Source organism: Methyloversatilis discipulorum (assembly GCF_018780585.1).
Taxonomy (GTDB): domain Bacteria; phylum Pseudomonadota; class Gammaproteobacteria; order Burkholderiales; family Rhodocyclaceae; genus Methyloversatilis; species Methyloversatilis discipulorum_B.
Genome location: NZ_JADMJL010000025.1, coordinates 23,307 through 40,827 on the forward strand (window position 1 = coordinate 23,307; position 17,521 = coordinate 40,827).

Sequence of the window (17,521 nt, forward strand, 5' to 3'; positions counted from 1 at the left end):
CCGGGCGCGGTCTGCCTAAGATGCAGCCGGTCCGTCATCCTCTCTCCCTCTCCGATGCCCCAGTCCTCTCCTTCCGCCGGTGCACCGCTGTTCATCGTGCTCAACGCCGGTTCCGGCAGCAGCGACGCCGAGCGCACGCGCGAAACCATCGAATCGGTGCTGTCCGGCGTCGGTCGCGCGCACCGCATCCTCTACGTCGAGGACGCGCGCCGGCTGCATACGGTCGCCTGGCAGGCGGTGCAGGAGGCGCGCATCCAGAAGGGCATCGTGGTCGCCGCCGGCGGCGACGGCACGATCAACGCGGTGGCGCAGGTGGTGGTCGGCAGCGGCGTTGCGTTCGGCGTGCTGCCGCAGGGCACCTTCAACTACTTCTCGCGCGAATACGGCATTCCGGCGGATACCGCGGAGGCGACGCGCATGCTGCTGAGCGGTCGCATACGGCGCGTGCAGGTCGGCTGGGTGAACGAGCGCATCTTCCTGGTCAACGCCAGCCTCGGCCTCTATCCGGCGCTGCTGGAGAACCGCGAGGAATGGAAGCAGCAGTTCGGCCGCAGCCGCATCGTCGCGCTGTGGGCGGGCCTGGCCACGCTGCTGCGCGGACATCGCCGGATGACGCTGGAAATGGAACACGCCGGCCGGCTGCGCACGCTGCACACCTCGACGCTGTTCGTCGGCAACAACCGGCTGCAGCTCGAACGGATAGGCGTCGACGAAGCGACGGCGCTGGACGAAGGCCGGCTGGCCGCGCTGGCGCTGCGCCCAACCGGCCGGCTGTCCATGCTGTGGCTGCTGGCACGCGGCGCCTTTGGCCGGCTGGGCGACGCCGACGAGGTGCAGAGCTTCAGCTTCGAAACGCTGCGCCTCAGCGTGCTGCGGCGCGGTCGTCGCGGCGGCCGCATCAAGGTGGCCACCGACGGCGAGGTCGGCTGGATGCGCACACCGCTCGAGTTCCGCGTCATTCCCGATGCGCTGCCGCTGATCGTCCCGGCCGACGGTGCGGACGGATGAGCGCACTGCTGCTGCAGATATCGGACACCCATTTCGGCACCGAGCGTCCGCAGGTGTGCGAGGCGCTGCGCCGGCTCGCCCATGCGCAGCGCCCACAGGTGCTGCTGCTCAGTGGCGACATCACGCAGCGCGCACGTCGCGCGCAGTTCGTCGCCGCGCGTGCATTCGCCGACAGCCTGCAGATCGCGCAGCGGATGGTGTTGCCAGGCAACCACGACATTCCGCTGTTCAACCTGCCGGCGCGCCTGTTCGCCCCTTATCGCGACTACCACCGTGCCTTCGGGCGGGCGCACGACGCCGTGCTCGACGCCGACGGCCTGCGCCTGATCGGCCTCGACAGCACCCGACGGCTGCGCCATGTCGACGGCCAGCTGTCGGCGGCGCAGATCGAGCGCGCAGCCGGCTGGCTGGAACAGGCACCGGCGGGCGCGCTGCGCGTGGTCGCGCTGCACCACCCGGTGGCGGTTACCCGCGCCAGCGAACGGCACAACCGTGTGCACGGTCATGCCGAAGCGCTGCGGCGCTGGCTGGAGGCCGGGGTGGATCTGGTGCTGGGCGGACACATCCACCTGCCCTTCGTGCGTCCGCTCGACGGCAGCGGACGCGCCGGCTGGGCGGTGCAGGCAGGCACCGCGGTATCGAGCCGCACGCGGCGCGACGCCGGCAATTCGGTCAATCTGATCCGCCACCGCACGCACGCGGGGCACCCGATCTGCACGGTCGAGCGCTGGGACTACCGCAGCGCGGCCGACGAATTCGAAATGGCGGCGCTCAGTGCGCTGCCGCTCGGCAACTGACGTCCGCACGCCCATGCACGCCTCTCTGAGCACGCCTGCACTGCTGGCCGAAACGGTCGCCGCCAACCTGCTGCCGCTCTATTTCGCGCTGCTCACCGGCGCATTGGCAGTCGCCGCGTCGACGCTGCTGTCGTGGCGCCGGCTGCGCCCGGGCGCCGCGGCATCGGCGGCGCGCATCGCTGGCGCTGGCGCGCTGGGCGTCGCCATCGCCAGCGGCAGCTTCGCGCTGATCGCTGCCGCCGTCAGTGCCGGTCACGCGCTGACCGAGTTCGACGATGCACTGGTCGCCGCGCTGAGCGCCACACAGCCGGCCGACACGCTGCGCGTGTTCGCGCGCCTGACCCATTTCGGCGACACTGAAACGCTCACTGCGCTCGGCATCGGCGGCGCGCTGCTGCTGGCCTGGCGGCGACACCTCGTGCTGGCGGCCACCTGGGCAGCGGCCATCGCCGGCAACGCGCTGCTCAACGTGTCGCTGAAAGCGCTGTTCGAGCGTGTGCGGCCGGTGCACGACCACGGCTTCACGATCGAAACCAGCTGGAGCTTCCCGAGCGGCCATGCGTCCGGCACGGTGGCCGCCTGGGGCATCGCCGCCTACGTGCTGCTGCGGTTGCTGCCGTCGCGTTGGCACCTGCCGGTGGTCCTCGCGGCGGTGGCCATCGCCCTCACCACGGCGGTGAGCCGAGTCGTGCTGCAGGTGCATTTCGCCAGCGACGTGCTGGCCGGCATGGCGTCCGGCGCGGCCTGGCTGACGCTGTGCATCACGCTGTCCGAGTTGCTGCGCCGACGCGTGCCGTGAAAAGATGCACCCGCCCTGCTGCCCCGGAGACCCCGCATGATCGACACTTCCCGCTTCGACGCCGCCTGGTGGGGCGGTTTCATCGGCGACGCGCTGGCGATGCCGGTGCACTGGTACTACACGCGCAATCGCATCGCCGAGGACTACGGCGACATCACCACCTATCTGCCACCGCACAACCCGCATCCGGACAGCTTCCTGTGGCGCAGCGAGTACACCTGCACCGGCAGCACCGACGACATCCTGCACGAGCAGGCTCGCTGGTGGAGCGGCCCGCGCGACATCCACTACCACCAGTTCCTGCACGCCGGCGAGAACACGCTGAACGTGCGCCTCGCCATGTTGCTGGCCGAGTCGCTGCTGGCCTGCGGGCACTATGACCGCGACGACTACGCGCACCGCTACACCGATTTCATGCTGACACCGGGCATGCACGGCGACACCTATGTCGAGGAATGCCACCGCGCCTTCTTCCGCAACTACGGCAAGGGGCTGGAAATCGACGACTGCGGCGGCGTGGACATCCACATCGGCGGGCTGGCCACGCTGGCGCCGCTCATCCTGTTTCACGCCGATGACCGCGACGCGCTGCGCGCAGCGGTGATCCAGCATGTCGATCTGACGCACAAGGGCGAGGAGATGGCGGCTGCGGCGGCGCTGTACGCCGACTTCGCCTTCCATCTGCTGCATGGCGCGACGATCGACGACGCGCTGTCGCGCGCCGAGCCCGCCGGCCACCCGGCGCTGACGCATCCCTACCGCGACTGGGCAGCGACGCGCGCGGACGACGACGTGATCGGGCGGCAGTTCAGCCCGGCCTGCTATCTGAAGGATGCGCTGCCCGCAACGCTGTACCTCGCGGTGAAGTACGCCGACATGCCGCGCGACGGACTGCTCGCCAACGTGCGGATGGGTGGCGACAACTGCCATCGCGGGGTCGTGCTCGGCACGCTGCTCGGTGCCGCGAACGGCATGGCAGCGCTGCCGTCGGCATGGGTAGGCGGCCTGTATGCAGCAGCCGAGTGCCGGCGACTGCTGGAGGCGCTGCGCGCCCGCGCCGCCTGAACCTCAGGTAAGAACCTCGGGCTCGGACCTGAGGTTCAGACCAGTACGGCGCGATTGCGTCCGGCCTCCTTGGCCGCATAGAGACGCTCGTCAGCGGTGCGGAACACGTGCATCAGTTCGTCGGCGGCGGCATCGATGAAGGCGCCGCCGACCGACGTCGTCACCACGCCCCAGTCGGCGTTGCGCTCGTGCGGAATGGCCAGTCCGCGCACTTCGGCGATCACCGTTTCGGCGATGCGCTCATAGACCGGCTTGCTGGCCACCGGCATCAGCACGGCGAATTCCTCGCCGCCGTAGCGGGCGGCGAAAGCGCCTTCGGTCAGGCGTTCGGCGTTGAAGCGCTCGACCACACCCGACAGGGCCTGAGCGACCGCGCGCAGGCAGTCGTCACCGGCCAGATGGCCGTAGTGGTCGTTGTATTTCTTGAAATGGTCGATGTCGAGCATCAGCAGCGCAAACGGCCGGCCGCTCTCGCGCGCCTCGCTCCACGCCAGATCCAGGGTGAGGTCCATGTGCCGGCGGTTGCTCAGGCCGGTAAGTCCGTCGCGACTGGCCTGTTCCTTCAGCAGCCGGTTGGCGACCGACAGCCGCTTGCGCAGCGCGGCGATGCGGGTCATCGCCTTCATCTTCGCCTGCAGCACCGCTTCCGGCACCGACTTGACGATGAAGTCGTCGCCGCCGGCCTCGATCGCGGTGATCAGGTTTTCCTGCGTGTCGGAGGCGGTGAGGAAGAGGATGGGCGTCCATGCCCAGTCCTGCGTCGCCTCGATCGCACGGATGCGCGCAGTCGCCTCGAAGCCGTTCATCACCGGCATCTCGATATCCATCAGGATGAGGTCGGGTGCGAGCTGCGCGAACTGCGCCACCGCGGCCTCGCCGTGCTCGGCCACCGTCACGTCGTAGCCGAACGACGCGAGCCGCACCGACATGACAGCCGCCATGGCGCGACTGTCCTCAACCAGCAATATCTTCATGTGTTCCCCGGAGAAGCCGATTTCTTTTTCTCGTTGTGAACACTATTTCGGCTACGCCGCCCGGCGCTTTAGGAGGAAAAATTACCCTCGCCGCACCCGGCCAGCGCCTGTGTCAGCGCCGGTACGGCCTCGAAGATGTCCGCCACCAGCCCATAGTCGGCGATGCCGAAGATGGGCGCGTCGGCATCCCGGTTGATGGCGACGATGACGCGTGAATCCTTCATGCCGGCCACGTGCTGGATGGCGCCGGAAATGCCCACCGCGATGTACAGCTCGGGCGCGACGACGCGGCCGGTCTGGCCGACCTGGCTGTCGTTGCCGACGAAGCCGGCATCGACCGCGGCGCGGCTGGCGCCGAGGGCGGCGTTCAAGGTATCGGCCAGCGGTTCGAGCAGGCGGCGGAAGTTGTCGGCGCTGCCCAAAGCACGACCGCCCGACACCACGACGCGCGCGCTGCCCAGATCCGGGCGCCCGCCCTGCACGCGCTGGCGCGCCACCAGGCGCGAGCAGGCCGGATCGGCGGCGGCGGCCAGCGGCAGCACCGGGCAGTCGCCGCCGGTTGGCGCCGCGGCAAACGCGGTCGCGCGCACGGTGAGCATCTTCAGCGCATCGAGCGACTGTACGGTGGCCAGCACATTGCCGGCGTAGATCGGGCGCACGAAGGTCTCGGGCGATTCGATGCGCACGACGTCGGTGACCGGCGCCACGCCCAGCCGCGCCGCCACCCGCGGCAGCAGGTTGCGGGCAAAGCCGCCGGCCGCCGCAACCACGTGCGTGTAGTGATCCGCCGTACCGGCCAGCACCGAGCGCAGCAGTTCGGTCAGCGGCTCGGCCAGCTGATCGGCGTAGTGCGCGGCGTCGGCGTGCAGCACGCGGGCGACACCGGCGATCCGGCGCGCCTGTCCGGCCACGACGGCGCAGTCATGACCGGCCACCAGCAGATCGATCTCGCCACCGAACTGCAGCGCCGCCGTCACGGCGTGCAGCGTGACCGGGTGCAGCACGGCGTTGTCGTGCTCGGCAATCACCAGGGTTTTCATCGCATCTCTCCTCAGATCACCTGCGCCTCGGCGCGCAGGCGTTCCATCAGCTGGGCCACGCTGTCGACGCGCACGCCCGGTGTGCGCGCCGGCGGCGGCGCCATGTGCAGCGTGCGCAGGCGTGGCGCGACATCGACGCCCAGCGATTCGGGCGTCACGCTGTCGACCGGCTTCTTCTTCGCCTTCATCAGATTGGGCAGCGACACGAAGCGCGGCTCGTTCAGGCGCAGGTCGGTGGTGAGTACCGCAGGCAGCGTCAGCGCCAGCACTTCGCTGCCACCGTCGATCTCGCGCGTCACTTCGATGTGGCCGTCACCGGGCCGCAGCTTCGACGCGTTGGTCGCCTGCGGCCAGTCGAGCAGCGCGGCCAGCATCTGGCCGGTCTGCCCTGCGTCGTCGTCGATCGCCTGCTTGCCGCAGATCACCAGTTGCGGCTGCTCGCGCTGGCACAGCGCGTGCAGCAGGCGGGCCACGGCCAGCGGTTGAAGTTCGGCCGCGGTATCGACCAGCACGGCGCGGTCCGCCCCCATCGCGAGCGCGCTGCGCAGCGTGTCCTGACAAGCGGCGACGCCGCAGGACACGACCACCACCTCGCTGGCGACGCCGGCCTCCTTCAGCCGCACCGCCTCTTCCACCGCGATCTCGTCGAACGGGTTCATCGCCCGCTTGGCGCTGCCGATGTCGACATCGCTGCCGTCGGCCAGCACACGCACCTTCACGTTGTGATCGACCACCCGCTTCACCGCCACCAGCACCTTCATGACACGCCCTCCTCCAGCTCGCGCAGATAGGCCCACGGATAGATGCCGCGCCGGTGGCCGTCGGAGAACACGAGGTTCAGGCCGGCGTCCGCCATCGCGTGCGCCTCGGTCAGCACGACGCCGCTGCAATCCGGCGCCGCGACGCCGGCGCGCGCCGCCTTCGTGCAGAAGGCGCAGCGGCAGCGGGCGCGCAGCAGCGCGTGCGGCAATGCGCTCTCGCTGCCGTCGTCCCATTCGATGCGCAGCAGACGCGAGGCGCTGTGCACGGTGACCGACCGCGGCAGCGCATTCACAGCATCGCTCCCACGCCTTCGGCGCCGACGTGCCAGTCGTGCCCGGCCAGTCCGCCCTCCTTCAGTTCTCCACCCATGGCGGCGAGGCTCTCTTCGCGGATGAGCGCCTTCAGCTGGCGGTGCAGCGCGAGGAAAGTGGGCGACGAGGTCATGTCGGGCGTGCGCGGGCGCGGCAGCGGCACCGGGATTTCCGCCTTGATGCGGCCGGGGCGCGCGGTCATCACGTAAATCTTGTCGGACAGGAAGATGGCTTCCTCGATGTCGTGCGTGATGAACAGCACCGACAGCTGCAGCTGCTGCCACATATTGGTCAGGATTTCCTGCATCACCACGCGCGTCTGCGAATCGAGCGCACCGAAGGGCTCATCCATCAGCATCACCTGCGGGCTGGTGGCCAGCGCGCGGACGATGCCGACGCGCTGCTTCATGCCGCCGGAGAGCTGGTCCGGATAGTGGTTCTCGAAGGACAGCAGGCCGGCCAGGCCGAGCAGCGTGCGCGCCTTCACTTCGCGCGTGCTGCGGCTCACGCCCTGCATCTTCAGGCCGAACTCGACGTTCTGCCGCACGCTGAGCCAGGGGAACAGCGAGTACTGCTGGAACACAACGCCGCGGTCGGCACCCGGCGCGGTCACGGCACGGCCATCGACCGTGACCGTGCCTTCGTCGGCGCGCAGGAAGCCGGCCACGATGTTCAGCAGCGTGGACTTGCCGCAGCCGGACGGTCCGACGATGGACACGAATTCGCCCGGCTTCACGTCCAGTGACACGTTCTTCACCGCGTCGAAGGGCACGCCGTTCTGCGTGAAGCGGATGTTCACGTCGCGGATGTCGATGTGGCCGGTGGCCGATCGGGTCTGTACGGTCGATGCATTCATCGCGAGTTCTCCTTTCCACTGCTCGCCTGCCACGGCATCAGCAGCCGGCCGAGCAGGCGGATGCCACCGCTGCATACGAGGCCGAGCACGCCGATCACCAGCATGCCGATGACGATGTTCGAGTACTCGATCAGCGAGTACGCCTCCCAGGTGAAGTAGCCGACGCCGTACTGACCGGAAATCATTTCCGCGGCAATCAGCGACACCCAGGCCACGCCCATGCCCACCGCCAGGCCGGTGAAGATGTGCGGCATCGCGCCGCGCAGCACCACCTGGGTCATCAGTGCGAACTCGGTGGCACCGAGACAGCGCGCCGCCCGCACCAGCACTGCATCCATCGACGCCACGCCGTGCATGGTGTTGAGCAGGATGGGGAAGAAGGCACCGATGAAGGTGATGAACACGATGCTCGTTTCGGTGGTCGGCCACAGCATGATGGAGATCGGCACCCAGGCGATGGCCGGGATCGGGCGCACGATTTCCATCGCCGGGAACAGCAGGCTGCGCACCCGGCGGTAACGCCCGATCAGCAGCCCCAGCGTCACACCGAGCACGGTGGCGATGGCGAAGCCCAGCATGATGCGGCGCAAGCTCAACATCACGTGCGTCGCGAAGCCCTTGTTGCCGAACAGGTTCATCGCATCGCCGAACACCTCGACCGGACCGGGCACGTTGGTGAAGCGGATGTAGAACACCCAGCGATAGGTGGTGGCCAGGTGCCAGAAACCGATCAGCAGCACGATGGACAGGGCACTCAGCGCCCAGGTAGGCAGTTCGCGGCGCAGCGTGCGCCCCAGCCGCTGCGCCGGCGTCAGCCGGAGCGGTGCGGCGGTGGCCGGGGCGGCGGGCGCCCCGCCGGGCACCGCGACCGGCGCCACCGCGCGCACCGGCGCGGGTGCGTCGGCCGGCGCGGCATCCGGCGGGGCGGCGTCATCGATCGAGTGCATCCTCATGACGGTCGACATGGCTCATTTCCTCACGGTGGCGACGGCGAGTGCGTCGGCATAGCTGCCGAGCTTTCCGCCATGGGCGGCGGCGTGCGCCTCGGCGTCCTTCTTCAGCAGGAAGGGCGTGATGGCCGCACCGCCCTTGCCGCCCAGCGAATAGAAGGCCTTGTCGGCGAACAGCTTGATCTTGAAGCTCTGGTCGAACACGAAGGCCACGCCCACCTTCTTGCCCGCCTTGGTCGCCGCATTGACCGCCGCCAGCGTGCATTCGGCCGACTTGTAAGCAGTCAGCGCGCCGCCTTCGATCCACACCTCGCCGGCCTCGCGCCGCTTGTCGATGCTGCCGCCGCACAGCGGGTCGGTGCCCGAGATTTCGTAACTCACGAAGCTCGCCTTCTGCTTGGCGTAGTCCAGCCCCAGTTCCTTGTAGGCCTGCATCAGGTAGGACTCGTCCACCCAGGCGTCGGCGTCGAATTCCTTCACCCGGCCCATGCGCTGCAGCACGCCGTGGTCGTACTTCACCGTCTCGACCCACTTCGGCTTGATGGTCGGGTCCAGCGTATGCACGCCGCCCGGGCCGAGGAACATGTAGGCCACTTCCTTCTCGACCCGCGTCCATTCCTCGATCTTGGTGGCCGCCTCGACCGGGTTCTTGCGCACCCACTCGTTCGCCTCCATCAGCGCCTTGATGTAAGCGACGACGAACTCCGGATATTTCTTCGCGAAGTCCTCGCGCACGACGACGCCGTGGAAGGTGGGCACCTTGGTTTCGACGCCGTCGAAAATCTTGCGTGCGAAACCGCGGTAGGGCAGCAGCTCGGCGAAGGGCACGAAATCGGCGTGACCGTCGATGCGCTTCTCCTGCAGGCTGGAAGTGCCGACTTCCGGGCTCTGGCTCGACAGTTCCCAGACATCGCTCTTCCAGCCCTTGTCCTCCATCGCCTTCAGCAGCATGCCGTGCGCGGCCGAGCCGAAGGGCACCGACACCTTCTTGCCCTTCAGGTCGGACAGCTGGTAATAGGGCGAATCCTTGTGCACCACGATGCCGTTGCCGGCGCCGTCGGCGTTGTAGGCAATCAGTGCGATCAGCCGGCTTTTCGTTTCCGGGCTGGCCTGGAAGGTGGCGCCATTCACCAGCAGCGGGTAGTCGCCCATCATGCCGATCTGCAGCGTGTTGGCCACCATGCCGTTGGTCACCGGCGGGCCGGAGGTGAAGTTCTGCCATTCGAACTTGAACTGGATGTCCTTGTACTTGCCGGTCTTCGGCAGGTGCTTTTCGAGCAGGCCCAGTTCCTTGATGACGATGCCGCCGGTCACCGTGTTGGTGGTGGTGTTCTGCGTGCCGATGCCGACGGTGACGACCTCGGCCAGTGCGCCGGTGGCACAGCAACCCAGGGCTGCGCCGAGCAGCAGTGCGCGGGTCGTGCCGGTTACGCGACCCAGGGTCTTCTTCATAACGTTCATGGCTTCACCTCTTCCTGTCAGTTCAATGAATGAATCGAAGATTTGCTGCGTGCTTGCTGTATGGGTGGCCGGCGCTCAGGCGCTCTCGAACAGGTAGTGCCTCTTGTCCTTCACGTTGGCCCACTCGTCCGCATCGGGCAGCGGATCGCGGGCTGCGGTGATCAGCGGCCATTCGGTGGCGAGTCGGGCATTGATGGCGATGAACTCGACCTGGTCGGCCGGCAGGTCCTCCTCGGCGAAGATGGCCTCGGCCGGGCACTCCGGTACGCAGACGCCGCAGTCGATGCAGGCCGCCGGATCGATGACCAGAAACTCCGGCCCCTCGTGGAAGCACTCGACCGGACAGACCGACACGCAGTCGGTGTACTTGCAGCGCACGCAGGCTTCGGTGACGACGAAGGTCATGGTGTTCTCCCTATTTCTGGGCCAGCGAAATGGCGGTCAGCGCGAGACGGGACAGCTTGCGCACGTCCGGGTCGGCGTCGTCGAGCGCCTTCTCCAGCGCCGGGATGGCGCGCGGGTCGGCCAGTTCGCCCAGCGCGATGGCCGCTTCCTTGCGCAGATTGCCGATCGGGTGGGCCAGCGCTTCGACCAGCGCCGGCAGGGCTGCAGCCGCCTTCAGCAGACCCAGGCTGCGCGCCGCCTTGACGCGCACCTGCCAGTACTCGTCCTGCATCGCGCGTATCAGGTCGGGCACCGCCAGCGCGAGCCGCAGCTTGCCCAGCGTCTGCGCCGCCTCGTCGCGCACCATCCAGGCGACGTCGGTCAGCGCGCGGGTCAGTGACGGCAGCACGCTCACCTCGCTCGAATAGCCAATGGCGCCGATGGCGATGCGCCGCACTTCCGGGTCCGGGTCGCGGGCGGCGATCTCGGCCAGCGCGCCGACCGCTTCCGCCTTGCGCAGATAGCCGAGCACGCCCACCGCCTCGCGCCGCACGGCGGCGTCGCCGTCCTTCAGCGCCTCCATTGCCGGCGCGAAAGCGGCATCGACGCGCAGCGCGCGTACCGCGCGCAACGCCAGCATGCGCACTTCGGCCGTGTGGCCGCTGAGGAAGGGAATCAGCGGCGCGGCGGAGGCGCTTTCCTTCAGTTCCGACAGCACTTCGCCGGCGGCTGCCCGCACCGCCGCGTCGGCGTCGAGCAGCATCGGCGCCAGCGCCTCGACCACCTCGGCGTCCTCGTAGCCTTCGAGCGCGCGCACCGCCTCGGTCCGCACGGTGGCGTCGGCGTCCTTCAGCCGCGGCAGCAGCAGCGGCACGATGTCGTCCTCGTCGCCGTAGGGCAGGTCGATCACCGCCAGCCGGCGCACTTCGGCGTCGGGGCTGGTGAGCCGCTCGACAATGGAACAGGTCAGGGTATCCATCGTCGGCTCCTCAGCGCAGCAGGTAGGGAATCGACACGCTGACCGCGCCGGTCGGGCAATCGGTTTCGCAGGGCAGGCAGTACCAGCACTCGTCGAACTTCATGAAAGCCTTCTTGGTCAGCATGTCGATGGCCAGCACGTCGAGCGGGCACACATCGACGCATACGGTGCAGCCCTTCTCGGCGATGCATTTGTCGTTATCGACACTCACCGGCACCTGGGTCGGCGTAGCAGCTATGGTCATGGCGAACTCCTTGATGGATGTGTCGGTGGAATCAGGCGGCTTCGGCGTTGCGGGCGACGCGCAGGCGCTGGTAGGCACTGCGCTCTTCGTCATCGATCGGCACGATGTAGGGCTCGATCGCCTTCTTGCGCATCTGCATGCGGCCGTCCTCGCCCTTGCTCAGCAGCGTGTGGCAGAACCAGTTCTCGTCGTCGCGCTCCGGGTGATCGACGAAGTAGTGGTAGAGACCCCAGCGGCTCTCGGTGCGGAACAGCGAGGCGCGCGCGGCCATCTCGGCGCAGTCGAGGATGGAGTGCGCTTCCATCGCACGCATCAGTTCGTGCGGGTTGGCGGCGAACATGGCCGAGGTGTCCTCGCGGATTTCGTCGAAGCGGCGCAGCGCGATCTCGTACTTGCGGGTGATCTTGGGCGGCTGCAGGTAGTCGTTCACCAGGCGGCGCGTCTTGTATTCGATCTGGAAGGGTGTGAGGCCGTCGGTGCGACCGAGCGGCGCCAGGATGCGCGCCTCCTCCGCCGCGACGTCGCCAGCGCTGACCGCGCCCAGGCCGTGCTCGGCGCAGTAGGCGGCAGCGTTCTCGCCACACAGCCGGCCATAGACGAAGGCGCCCAGCATGTAGTTGTGCGGCACGCTGGCGCAGTCGCCGGCGGCGTAAAGCCCGGGCACCGAAGTCGCGCCACGCGCGTCGGTGTGGATGCCGGACGCGCTGTGGCCGCTGCAGAAGCCGATTTCCGAGATGTGCATCTCGACCATCTGCTTGCGGTAGTCGTTGCCGCGCTTTTCGTGGAAGCGGCCGCGGCTCGGACGTTCGTTGGTGTGCAGGATGTGCTCGATTTCGCTGATGGTTTCTTCGGCGAGGTGGTCGAGCTTGAGGAACACCGGGCCGTTGCCGCCTTCGAGTTCGAAGTAGAACTCCATCATCATCTGGCCGCTCCAGTAGTCGCACTCGATGAAGCGTTCGCCCTTGGAGTTGGCGGTGAAGCCGCCGAACGGGCCGGTCACGTAGGCACAGGCCGGGCCGTTGTAGTCCTTGATCAGCGGATTGATCTGGAAGCACTCGAGATTGGCCAGGTCGGCCCCGGCGTGATAGGCCATCGCGTGGCCGTCACCGCAGTTGGTCGGGTTCTCGTAGGTGCCCATCAGGTAGCCGGAGGCCGGCAGACCGATGCGGCCGGCCGCGCCGGTGCTGAGCACCGCCGCCTTGGTGCGGATGACATAGACGTCGGCGGTACGGCAGTCGAAACCCATCACCGCGACCACTTCGCCGCTTTCGCCGGTCAGCACGCGGGTGACGACCACACGGTTGGTCACCTCGACGCGTGCCTTCTTCAACTGGCGGTAGAGGATCTTCTTCATGTGGTGACCTTCGGGCATCGGCAGCACGTAACTGCCCAGGTGATGCACCTTGCGCACCGCGTAGTCGCCGGTTTCGTCCTTCTCGAACTTGACGCCCCAGCGGTCCAGCTCGTTGATCATGTCGAAGCTGTTGGCGGCGTAGGCCATCACCGCTTCCTGGTCGACGATGCCGTCGTTGGCGATGGTGATTTCCTTGACGTACTGCTCCGGCGTCGCGTGCCCGGGGATGACGGCGTTGTTGAGCCCGTCCATGCCCATCGAGATGGCGCCCGAGCGCTTCACGTTGGCCTTGTCGATCAGCAGCACGCGCAGCTTGGGGTTCTTCTCCTTGGCCTTGACGGCGGCCATCGGGCCGCCGGTACCACCGCCGATGACGACGAGGTCGAATTCCATGTCGATGCGTTTCATGTTCTCTCCTTGATTTGGGGCTGCACTGTCGCGCCAGGGCGCGCCGTTGCGAACGAAGAATTCCTGCGTACTTTCCAGCGGTGGATCAACTTCGGTCTATGCGCAGGCGGTACTGGAAGGCATCGCCGCGGTAGTAGAGGAATTCGAAATCGATGGGCCGGTCGTCAGCCCAGGTCAGGCGCTCGATGCGCAGCAGCGGCGAGGCCTCGGCGATGTCGAGATGACGGGCCAGCGACTCGTCGGCCGAGATCGCCTCGATCTGCACGTCGGCGTGCGTGAGGTTGCGGCCGAGGTCGTTTTCGAGAATGACGAAGATGTCGCGCGTGGCCAGGTCTTCCTGCGTCAGCCGCTCGCCGATGTCCGGCGGGAAGTAGCTCACGTCGACCGAGATGGGTTCGCGGTTCAGGTAACGCAGGCGCTGTATCTCGAACACCGGCGCCTCGGGCTTCAGCTGCAGCCGCTGCGCCACCACGGCACTGGCGGCGACCGGCTTCGCGCTGAGCAGCAGCGAGTAGGTTTCGTAGCCGGAGGTGGACATCGCCTCGCCGAAACCCTGCAGCCGCGACAGGCTCTGGAAGGCCTTGGGCTTGGCAACGAAGCTGCCCTTGCCCATCACCTTGAAGATGAGCCCCTCCTTCTGCAGGTCGCCCAGTGCCTGCCGTATCGTGATGCGGCTGACATCGAATGCCGACATCATCTGGCTTTCCGACGGCATCTGCGAATGCGGCGGGTAACTGCCGTCGAGAATGCGCCGGCGCAGGATTTCGCGGATCTGCGTGTACAGCGGCATCTGCGATACCGGCGACAGCGCGTCCTCGACCTCCGCCGCGCCCGGGGGCGCGATCTGCTTGCGGTGGGGTGCCATGTTCGAGCTCCTGTTCAAGAACCTGTTATGACGGGTCATGTCATGCAAAGTCAGTGCCAATTTTTTCGCTCCGCACAACATGTTCAGAAATCGTTGATTTGACTGCGGTTTACGACGACCAACCGCTTCAGCACCGGCTGTCGGACGCACCGCATTGCTGCACCGCGACAGTGCCCTGCACCAGTGCGACCGCATGCACGGGCCAAGTTGCGAGCGCGCCGGTCGCCATCAGCAGGCACAGCACGACGCGACGGAAATGACGCGGGTCCAGCCACCGGTAGAGCCGCTCGCCGAGCAGCCCGCCGCCGTGAAAAAGCGGCGCCAGCAAAAGCCCCTGCAGCAGCAGCGACAGGCCGAACATGCCCGACAGCACGATGGCGATCAGCGCCAGCGGGTAAAGACATCCGAAATAGACGAGGAAGCTCGCGCGCGCCCGGTGACTGTCGGTTTCGACGCCCAACAGATAGAGGATGGCCGGCGGTCCGCCGACACCGCCGAAGCCGGTCAGCACGCCGCTGAACAGACCCGCAGAGATCGAGCCCGCCTGACTGCGACCACGCACCAGACGGGCGCCGGTCAGCAGCACCGCCGCACTGGCGATCACCGCGACGCCGATCACCTGGCCGAACAGTCGTGCCGGCAGCACGCTCACCAGCCACAGCCCGAATGGAATGCCGGCGCAGGCGGCGCCCAGCATCGGCAGCAGCACCCGGTGATCGACCAGCCGGCGCACCGAAGGCGCCAGTGCGTGCGTCAGCGGCAGTGCGTTCAGCAGCGTCACGATGCACAGCGTGTCGCGCGCCGACGCCACCGTAGAGAGCAGCGGCGCCATCAGCAGCGCGGCGCCGAAGCCGGTCATGCCGCGCAGCACGCCGCCGGCGATCACCGCGCCGGCAATCACCGACCAGCTCGCGAGCGAGCGGTCCGGCCACAGCGTGTTCAGCAGCGAAGCATCCAATCGGTTCTCCCCGGCGGGACGGACCACCTGCGAATTCGGCAGCGTCCGCGTCCAACCTGTCATAACAGGTCATGTCGAGCAAAAGCCGGACCAGTTCGCGCACACGCCACGCGCCGGTCGTCAAACCCTTTGCCGTCGCGGCTTCGGTCAGTGCGTGGCGGTTCATGTGCAGCACCACGACAGCCCGGCACGGTGCGCCGGCCTCGGCGACGCCCTGCTTGCGTGCGTTCATGCCAGTGCTCCGAGGCTGACCAGGCCGAAGCCGGCAAGCAGCAGCCACAGCCACAGCAGCGCGGCCAGTGCCCACACGCGCCAGCCGGCATGCGCCATGTCGGCCAGCCGCGTGTTGGCACCGAGCGCCGCCAGACCGACCGCGAGCAGCGCCTGCGCGGCTTCCGCTCCGGCGGCCTGCAGCCACAGCGGCAACAGCCCCGACGCGTTGAGCGCCATCATCACGACAAAGCCATACAGGAAGAGCGGCACGCCCGGGCTGCGCAGCGACGTGGCGCCCGGCGCGCGCAGCCCGGCGGCGATCAGCATCACCACCGGCGCCAGCAGCATCACGCGCATCATCTTCTCGACCAGCGCGCTGGCCGCCGCCTCAGGTCCGGCCGCGGCAGCGCCGGCGACGACATGGCCCAGTTCGTGTACCGAGAGGCCGACCCAGAGGCCGAATGACGCGTCGTCCAAACCGCTGAGCGGTCGCAGCAGCGGCAGCAGATACATGCCCAGCGTGCCGAACACGACCACCGCCAGCACCGCCGCCGACACATGGCGTGCGCGGGCGCCGATCACGCTGTCGGCCGCGGCCACCGCCGCCGCACCGCAGATCGCGCTGCCGCAGCCGATCAGCACCGCCGCCTGGGTGTCGAGACCGAGCCGGCGGCCCAGCGCCAGCGCCAGCGCCAGCGTGCTGAGCACGATGACCAGCGCCATCGCCAGCCCGCTCCAGCCCACGCTGCCCAGTTCGTCGATGCCGATGCGCAGACCGTACAGCGCGATGCCGGCGCGCATCAGCGTGCCGCGCGCCAGCCGGAATCCATCCGCGCCGCGCGTCGGCAGCGCCGGCCACAGATTGCCGACCACGATGCCCAGCGCCACCGCCAGCGGCAGCCAGCCAAAACCGTGCGCCGACACGCCCGGCACGGCCGACAGCGCCGCCGCGGCAGCCGCAACGGCCACCGACGCGACAAGACCGGTCGGCAGGCTGGAAGCAGTGAGGGCGGTGGTCGAATTCATGGATGCGTCGCGGCTGCAGGAAAGTGAGTGCAGCGTAAGCGGCGCGCCATTCATTCTTCTATATCATGCAAATCACTGATCGATTACCCTGGGTAATGCATGAACCTGCATCTTCTGCGCATCTACGTGAAGGTCGTCGAAGTCCAGAGCTTTTCGCGTGCCGCGGAGGCGCTGGACATCACTCAGCCTGCCGTCTCGAAAGCGGTGCGCGAACTCGAATCCCAGCTCGAAACGGTGCTGCTGGACCGTCGCGGCAAGACCTTCCGGCCGAGCGAATCCGGTCGGGCGCTCTATGAGTACGGGCGCAGCATCCTGGCGCTCGAACGCGAGGCGACCGAAACCATCCGCGCCTACAGTTCGCTCGAACGCGGGCGTCTGACCGTGGGTGCGAGCACCACCATTGCGACCTACTGGCTGCCGCCCTTCCTGGTCGATTTCCACGCCCGCCATCCGCACGTCGAGCTGCAGGTGATCAGCGGCAACACGCGGCAGATCGCCGATCTGCTGCTCGATTGCCGGGTCGATGTGGCGCTGGTCGAGGGCGAGGTCGACGACGCGCGACTGAATCGCCGCATCTGGCGACGCGACGAAATGGTCATCATCGCGCCGCGCGACGCCGATCTGCCGACCGGCGGCGTGCTGCGGCCGGCCGATCTGGTCGACCACAGCTGGATCGTGCGCGAACGCGGCTCCGGCAGTCGTGCCGCCACCGACCGCGTACTCGACGAGATGGGCCTGACGCCGGCGCGCACCATCGAGGTGGGCAGCAACGAAGCCATCGTGCAGACGGTGGCCGCCGGCCGCGGTCTGGGCATGGTGCCGCGCATCTGCGCGCGCGACCAGCTGGCGCTCGGCCGCATCCGCCGGCTGCATCCGGGCGGTGCCGCGATCCAGCGCACGCTCTACCGCATCCGCCTGCCCGAGCGCCCGATCAGCCCCGCCGCCCTCGCCTTCGAAGCGCTGATCGCTGACTCACACACGGCCACGGACGCGGCCGTCGAGTGAGTATCACAGGCCCGAAATGAAGAAGCCGGCTCGCGGCCGGCTTCTTCACTGCATCAACGCGT

At 68.0% G+C, this 17,521-nt stretch carries 19 protein-coding genes; 5 read left to right on the top strand and 14 right to left on the bottom strand.

What is annotated here, in order from left to right; translation table 11 throughout:
- Positions 1-54: 54 nt before the first annotated feature.
- The 4 genes from IV112_RS12465 to IV112_RS12480 are packed head-to-tail and all read left to right on the top strand — an operon-like array spanning position 55 to position 3,669.
- A complete protein-coding gene (locus tag IV112_RS12465; RefSeq protein ID WP_304003812.1) occupies positions 55-1,008 on the top strand; it encodes a diacylglycerol/lipid kinase family protein in 954 nt (317 codons plus the stop codon).
- On the top strand, positions 1,005-1,805 hold the full coding sequence (locus IV112_RS12470; RefSeq protein ID WP_304003813.1) for a metallophosphoesterase family protein: 801 nt from the start codon (positions 1,005-1,007) through the stop codon (positions 1,803-1,805). Before IV112_RS12465 ends, IV112_RS12470 begins: the two co-directional genes overlap by 4 nt.
- Positions 1,806-1,818: 13 nt before the next feature.
- The gene (locus IV112_RS12475) at positions 1,819-2,604 is read left to right on the top strand and encodes a phosphatase PAP2 family protein (protein WP_304003814.1); all 786 of its coding nucleotides are present in this window, start codon (positions 1,819-1,821) and stop codon (positions 2,602-2,604) included.
- A gap of 36 nt (positions 2,605-2,640) precedes the next feature.
- Positions 2,641-3,669, top strand: a complete 1,029-nt coding sequence (locus tag IV112_RS12480; protein WP_304003815.1) for an ADP-ribosylglycohydrolase family protein — start codon at positions 2,641-2,643, stop codon at positions 3,667-3,669.
- Positions 3,670-3,704: 35 nt separating this feature from the next.
- Here IV112_RS12480 and IV112_RS12485 read toward each other — a convergent pair whose 3' ends face one another.
- The 14 genes from IV112_RS12485 to IV112_RS12550 form a co-directional block, all read right to left on the bottom strand.
- Positions 3,705-4,643, bottom strand: a complete 939-nt coding sequence (locus tag IV112_RS12485) for a GGDEF domain-containing response regulator (protein WP_304003816.1) — start codon at positions 4,641-4,643, stop codon at positions 3,705-3,707.
- A gap of 68 nt (positions 4,644-4,711) precedes the next feature.
- On the bottom strand, positions 4,712-5,683 hold the full coding sequence (locus IV112_RS12490; RefSeq protein ID WP_304003817.1) for an electron transfer flavoprotein subunit alpha/FixB family protein: 972 nt from the start codon (positions 5,681-5,683) through the stop codon (positions 4,712-4,714).
- 11 nt (positions 5,684-5,694) lie between these two features.
- Complete coding sequence (locus IV112_RS12495; protein WP_304003818.1) at positions 5,695-6,444, bottom strand: electron transfer flavoprotein subunit beta/FixA family protein; 750 nt, start codon at positions 6,442-6,444, stop codon at positions 5,695-5,697.
- The gene (locus tag IV112_RS12500) at positions 6,441-6,737 is read right to left on the bottom strand and encodes a DUF971 domain-containing protein (protein WP_304003819.1); all 297 of its coding nucleotides are present in this window, start codon (positions 6,735-6,737) and stop codon (positions 6,441-6,443) included. The genes IV112_RS12495 and IV112_RS12500 overlap by 4 nt, the downstream gene beginning before the upstream one ends.
- Positions 6,734-7,612 carry an ABC transporter ATP-binding protein gene (locus IV112_RS12505; RefSeq protein ID WP_019917853.1) on the bottom strand — a complete coding sequence of 293 codons (879 nt, stop codon included), beginning with the start codon at positions 7,610-7,612 and terminating at the stop codon, positions 6,734-6,736. The genes IV112_RS12500 and IV112_RS12505 overlap by 4 nt, the downstream gene beginning before the upstream one ends.
- Complete coding sequence (locus IV112_RS12510) at positions 7,609-8,577, bottom strand: ABC transporter permease (protein ID WP_304003820.1); 969 nt, start codon at positions 8,575-8,577, stop codon at positions 7,609-7,611. The genes IV112_RS12505 and IV112_RS12510 overlap by 4 nt, the downstream gene beginning before the upstream one ends.
- Positions 8,578-8,580: 3 nt before the next feature.
- On the bottom strand, positions 8,581-10,023 hold the full coding sequence (locus tag IV112_RS12515; RefSeq protein ID WP_304003821.1) for an ABC transporter substrate-binding protein: 1,443 nt from the start codon (positions 10,021-10,023) through the stop codon (positions 8,581-8,583).
- Between the two features lie 75 nt (positions 10,024-10,098).
- Positions 10,099-10,428 carry a ferredoxin FdxA gene (gene fdxA, locus IV112_RS12520; RefSeq protein WP_304003822.1) on the bottom strand — a complete coding sequence of 110 codons (330 nt, stop codon included), beginning with the start codon at positions 10,426-10,428 and terminating at the stop codon, positions 10,099-10,101.
- A gap of 10 nt (positions 10,429-10,438) precedes the next feature.
- Entirely contained in the window at positions 10,439-11,386 is a 948-nt protein-coding gene (locus IV112_RS12525; RefSeq protein ID WP_304003823.1) for a HEAT repeat domain-containing protein, read from the bottom strand.
- A gap of 10 nt (positions 11,387-11,396) precedes the next feature.
- On the bottom strand, positions 11,397-11,630 hold the full coding sequence (locus IV112_RS12530) for a 4Fe-4S dicluster domain-containing protein (RefSeq protein ID WP_019917845.1): 234 nt from the start codon (positions 11,628-11,630) through the stop codon (positions 11,397-11,399).
- A gap of 31 nt (positions 11,631-11,661) precedes the next feature.
- On the bottom strand, positions 11,662-13,392 hold the full coding sequence (locus IV112_RS12535; RefSeq protein WP_304003826.1) for a fumarate reductase/succinate dehydrogenase flavoprotein subunit: 1,731 nt from the start codon (positions 13,390-13,392) through the stop codon (positions 11,662-11,664).
- Positions 13,393-13,477: 85 nt separating this feature from the next.
- On the bottom strand, positions 13,478-14,257 hold the full coding sequence (locus tag IV112_RS12540; protein ID WP_020165038.1) for a GntR family transcriptional regulator: 780 nt from the start codon (positions 14,255-14,257) through the stop codon (positions 13,478-13,480).
- A 127-nt stretch (positions 14,258-14,384) separates the two neighbouring features.
- On the bottom strand, positions 14,385-15,215 hold the full coding sequence (locus IV112_RS12545; RefSeq protein WP_304003829.1) for a sulfite exporter TauE/SafE family protein: 831 nt from the start codon (positions 15,213-15,215) through the stop codon (positions 14,385-14,387).
- Between the two features lie 228 nt (positions 15,216-15,443).
- Positions 15,444-16,454, bottom strand: coding sequence for a YeiH family protein (locus IV112_RS12550; protein WP_304003831.1), 1,011 nt, complete (start codon positions 16,452-16,454; stop codon positions 15,444-15,446).
- 99 nt (positions 16,455-16,553) lie between these two features.
- Between IV112_RS12550 and IV112_RS12555 the strand changes: the two genes are divergently transcribed.
- The gene (locus tag IV112_RS12555; RefSeq protein ID WP_020165041.1) at positions 16,554-17,459 is read left to right on the top strand and encodes a LysR family transcriptional regulator; all 906 of its coding nucleotides are present in this window, start codon (positions 16,554-16,556) and stop codon (positions 17,457-17,459) included.
- Positions 17,460-17,521: the final 62 nt, after the last annotated feature.

What these genes read in the sequence shown, in the direction of transcription:
- IV112_RS12505 (WP_019917853.1), bottom strand. Translation starts at nt 7,612, where the DNA reads ATGAATGCATCGACCGTACAGACCCGATCGGCCACCGGCCACATCGAC.
- IV112_RS12550 (WP_304003831.1), bottom strand. Translation starts at nt 16,454, where the DNA reads ATGAATTCGACCACCGCCCTCACTGCTTCCAGCCTGCCGACCGGTCTT.
- fdxA (WP_304003822.1), bottom strand. Translation starts at nt 10,428, where the DNA reads ATGACCTTCGTCGTCACCGAAGCCTGCGTGCGCTGCAAGTACACCGAC.
- IV112_RS12495 (WP_304003818.1), bottom strand. Translation starts at nt 6,444, where the DNA reads ATGAAGGTGCTGGTGGCGGTGAAGCGGGTGGTCGATCACAACGTGAAG.
- IV112_RS12530 (WP_019917845.1), bottom strand. Translation starts at nt 11,630, where the DNA reads ATGACCATAGCTGCTACGCCGACCCAGGTGCCGGTGAGTGTCGATAAC.
- IV112_RS12465 (WP_304003812.1), top strand. Translation starts at nt 55, where the DNA reads ATGCCCCAGTCCTCTCCTTCCGCCGGTGCACCGCTGTTCATCGTGCTC.
- IV112_RS12490 (WP_304003817.1), bottom strand. Translation starts at nt 5,683, where the DNA reads ATGAAAACCCTGGTGATTGCCGAGCACGACAACGCCGTGCTGCACCCG.
- IV112_RS12555 (WP_020165041.1), top strand. Translation starts at nt 16,554, where the DNA reads ATGAACCTGCATCTTCTGCGCATCTACGTGAAGGTCGTCGAAGTCCAG.
- IV112_RS12470 (WP_304003813.1), top strand. Translation starts at nt 1,005, where the DNA reads ATGAGCGCACTGCTGCTGCAGATATCGGACACCCATTTCGGCACCGAG.
- IV112_RS12515 (WP_304003821.1), bottom strand. Translation starts at nt 10,023, where the DNA reads ATGAACGTTATGAAGAAGACCCTGGGTCGCGTAACCGGCACGACCCGC.
- IV112_RS12535 (WP_304003826.1), bottom strand. Translation starts at nt 13,392, where the DNA reads ATGAAACGCATCGACATGGAATTCGACCTCGTCGTCATCGGCGGTGGT.
- IV112_RS12525 (WP_304003823.1), bottom strand. Translation starts at nt 11,386, where the DNA reads ATGGATACCCTGACCTGTTCCATTGTCGAGCGGCTCACCAGCCCCGAC.
- IV112_RS12540 (WP_020165038.1), bottom strand. Translation starts at nt 14,257, where the DNA reads ATGGCACCCCACCGCAAGCAGATCGCGCCCCCGGGCGCGGCGGAGGTC.
- IV112_RS12480 (WP_304003815.1), top strand. Translation starts at nt 2,641, where the DNA reads ATGATCGACACTTCCCGCTTCGACGCCGCCTGGTGGGGCGGTTTCATC.
- IV112_RS12475 (WP_304003814.1), top strand. Translation starts at nt 1,819, where the DNA reads ATGCACGCCTCTCTGAGCACGCCTGCACTGCTGGCCGAAACGGTCGCC.
- IV112_RS12510 (WP_304003820.1), bottom strand. Translation starts at nt 8,577, where the DNA reads ATGTCGACCGTCATGAGGATGCACTCGATCGATGACGCCGCCCCGCCG.
- IV112_RS12485 (WP_304003816.1), bottom strand. Translation starts at nt 4,643, where the DNA reads ATGAAGATATTGCTGGTTGAGGACAGTCGCGCCATGGCGGCTGTCATG.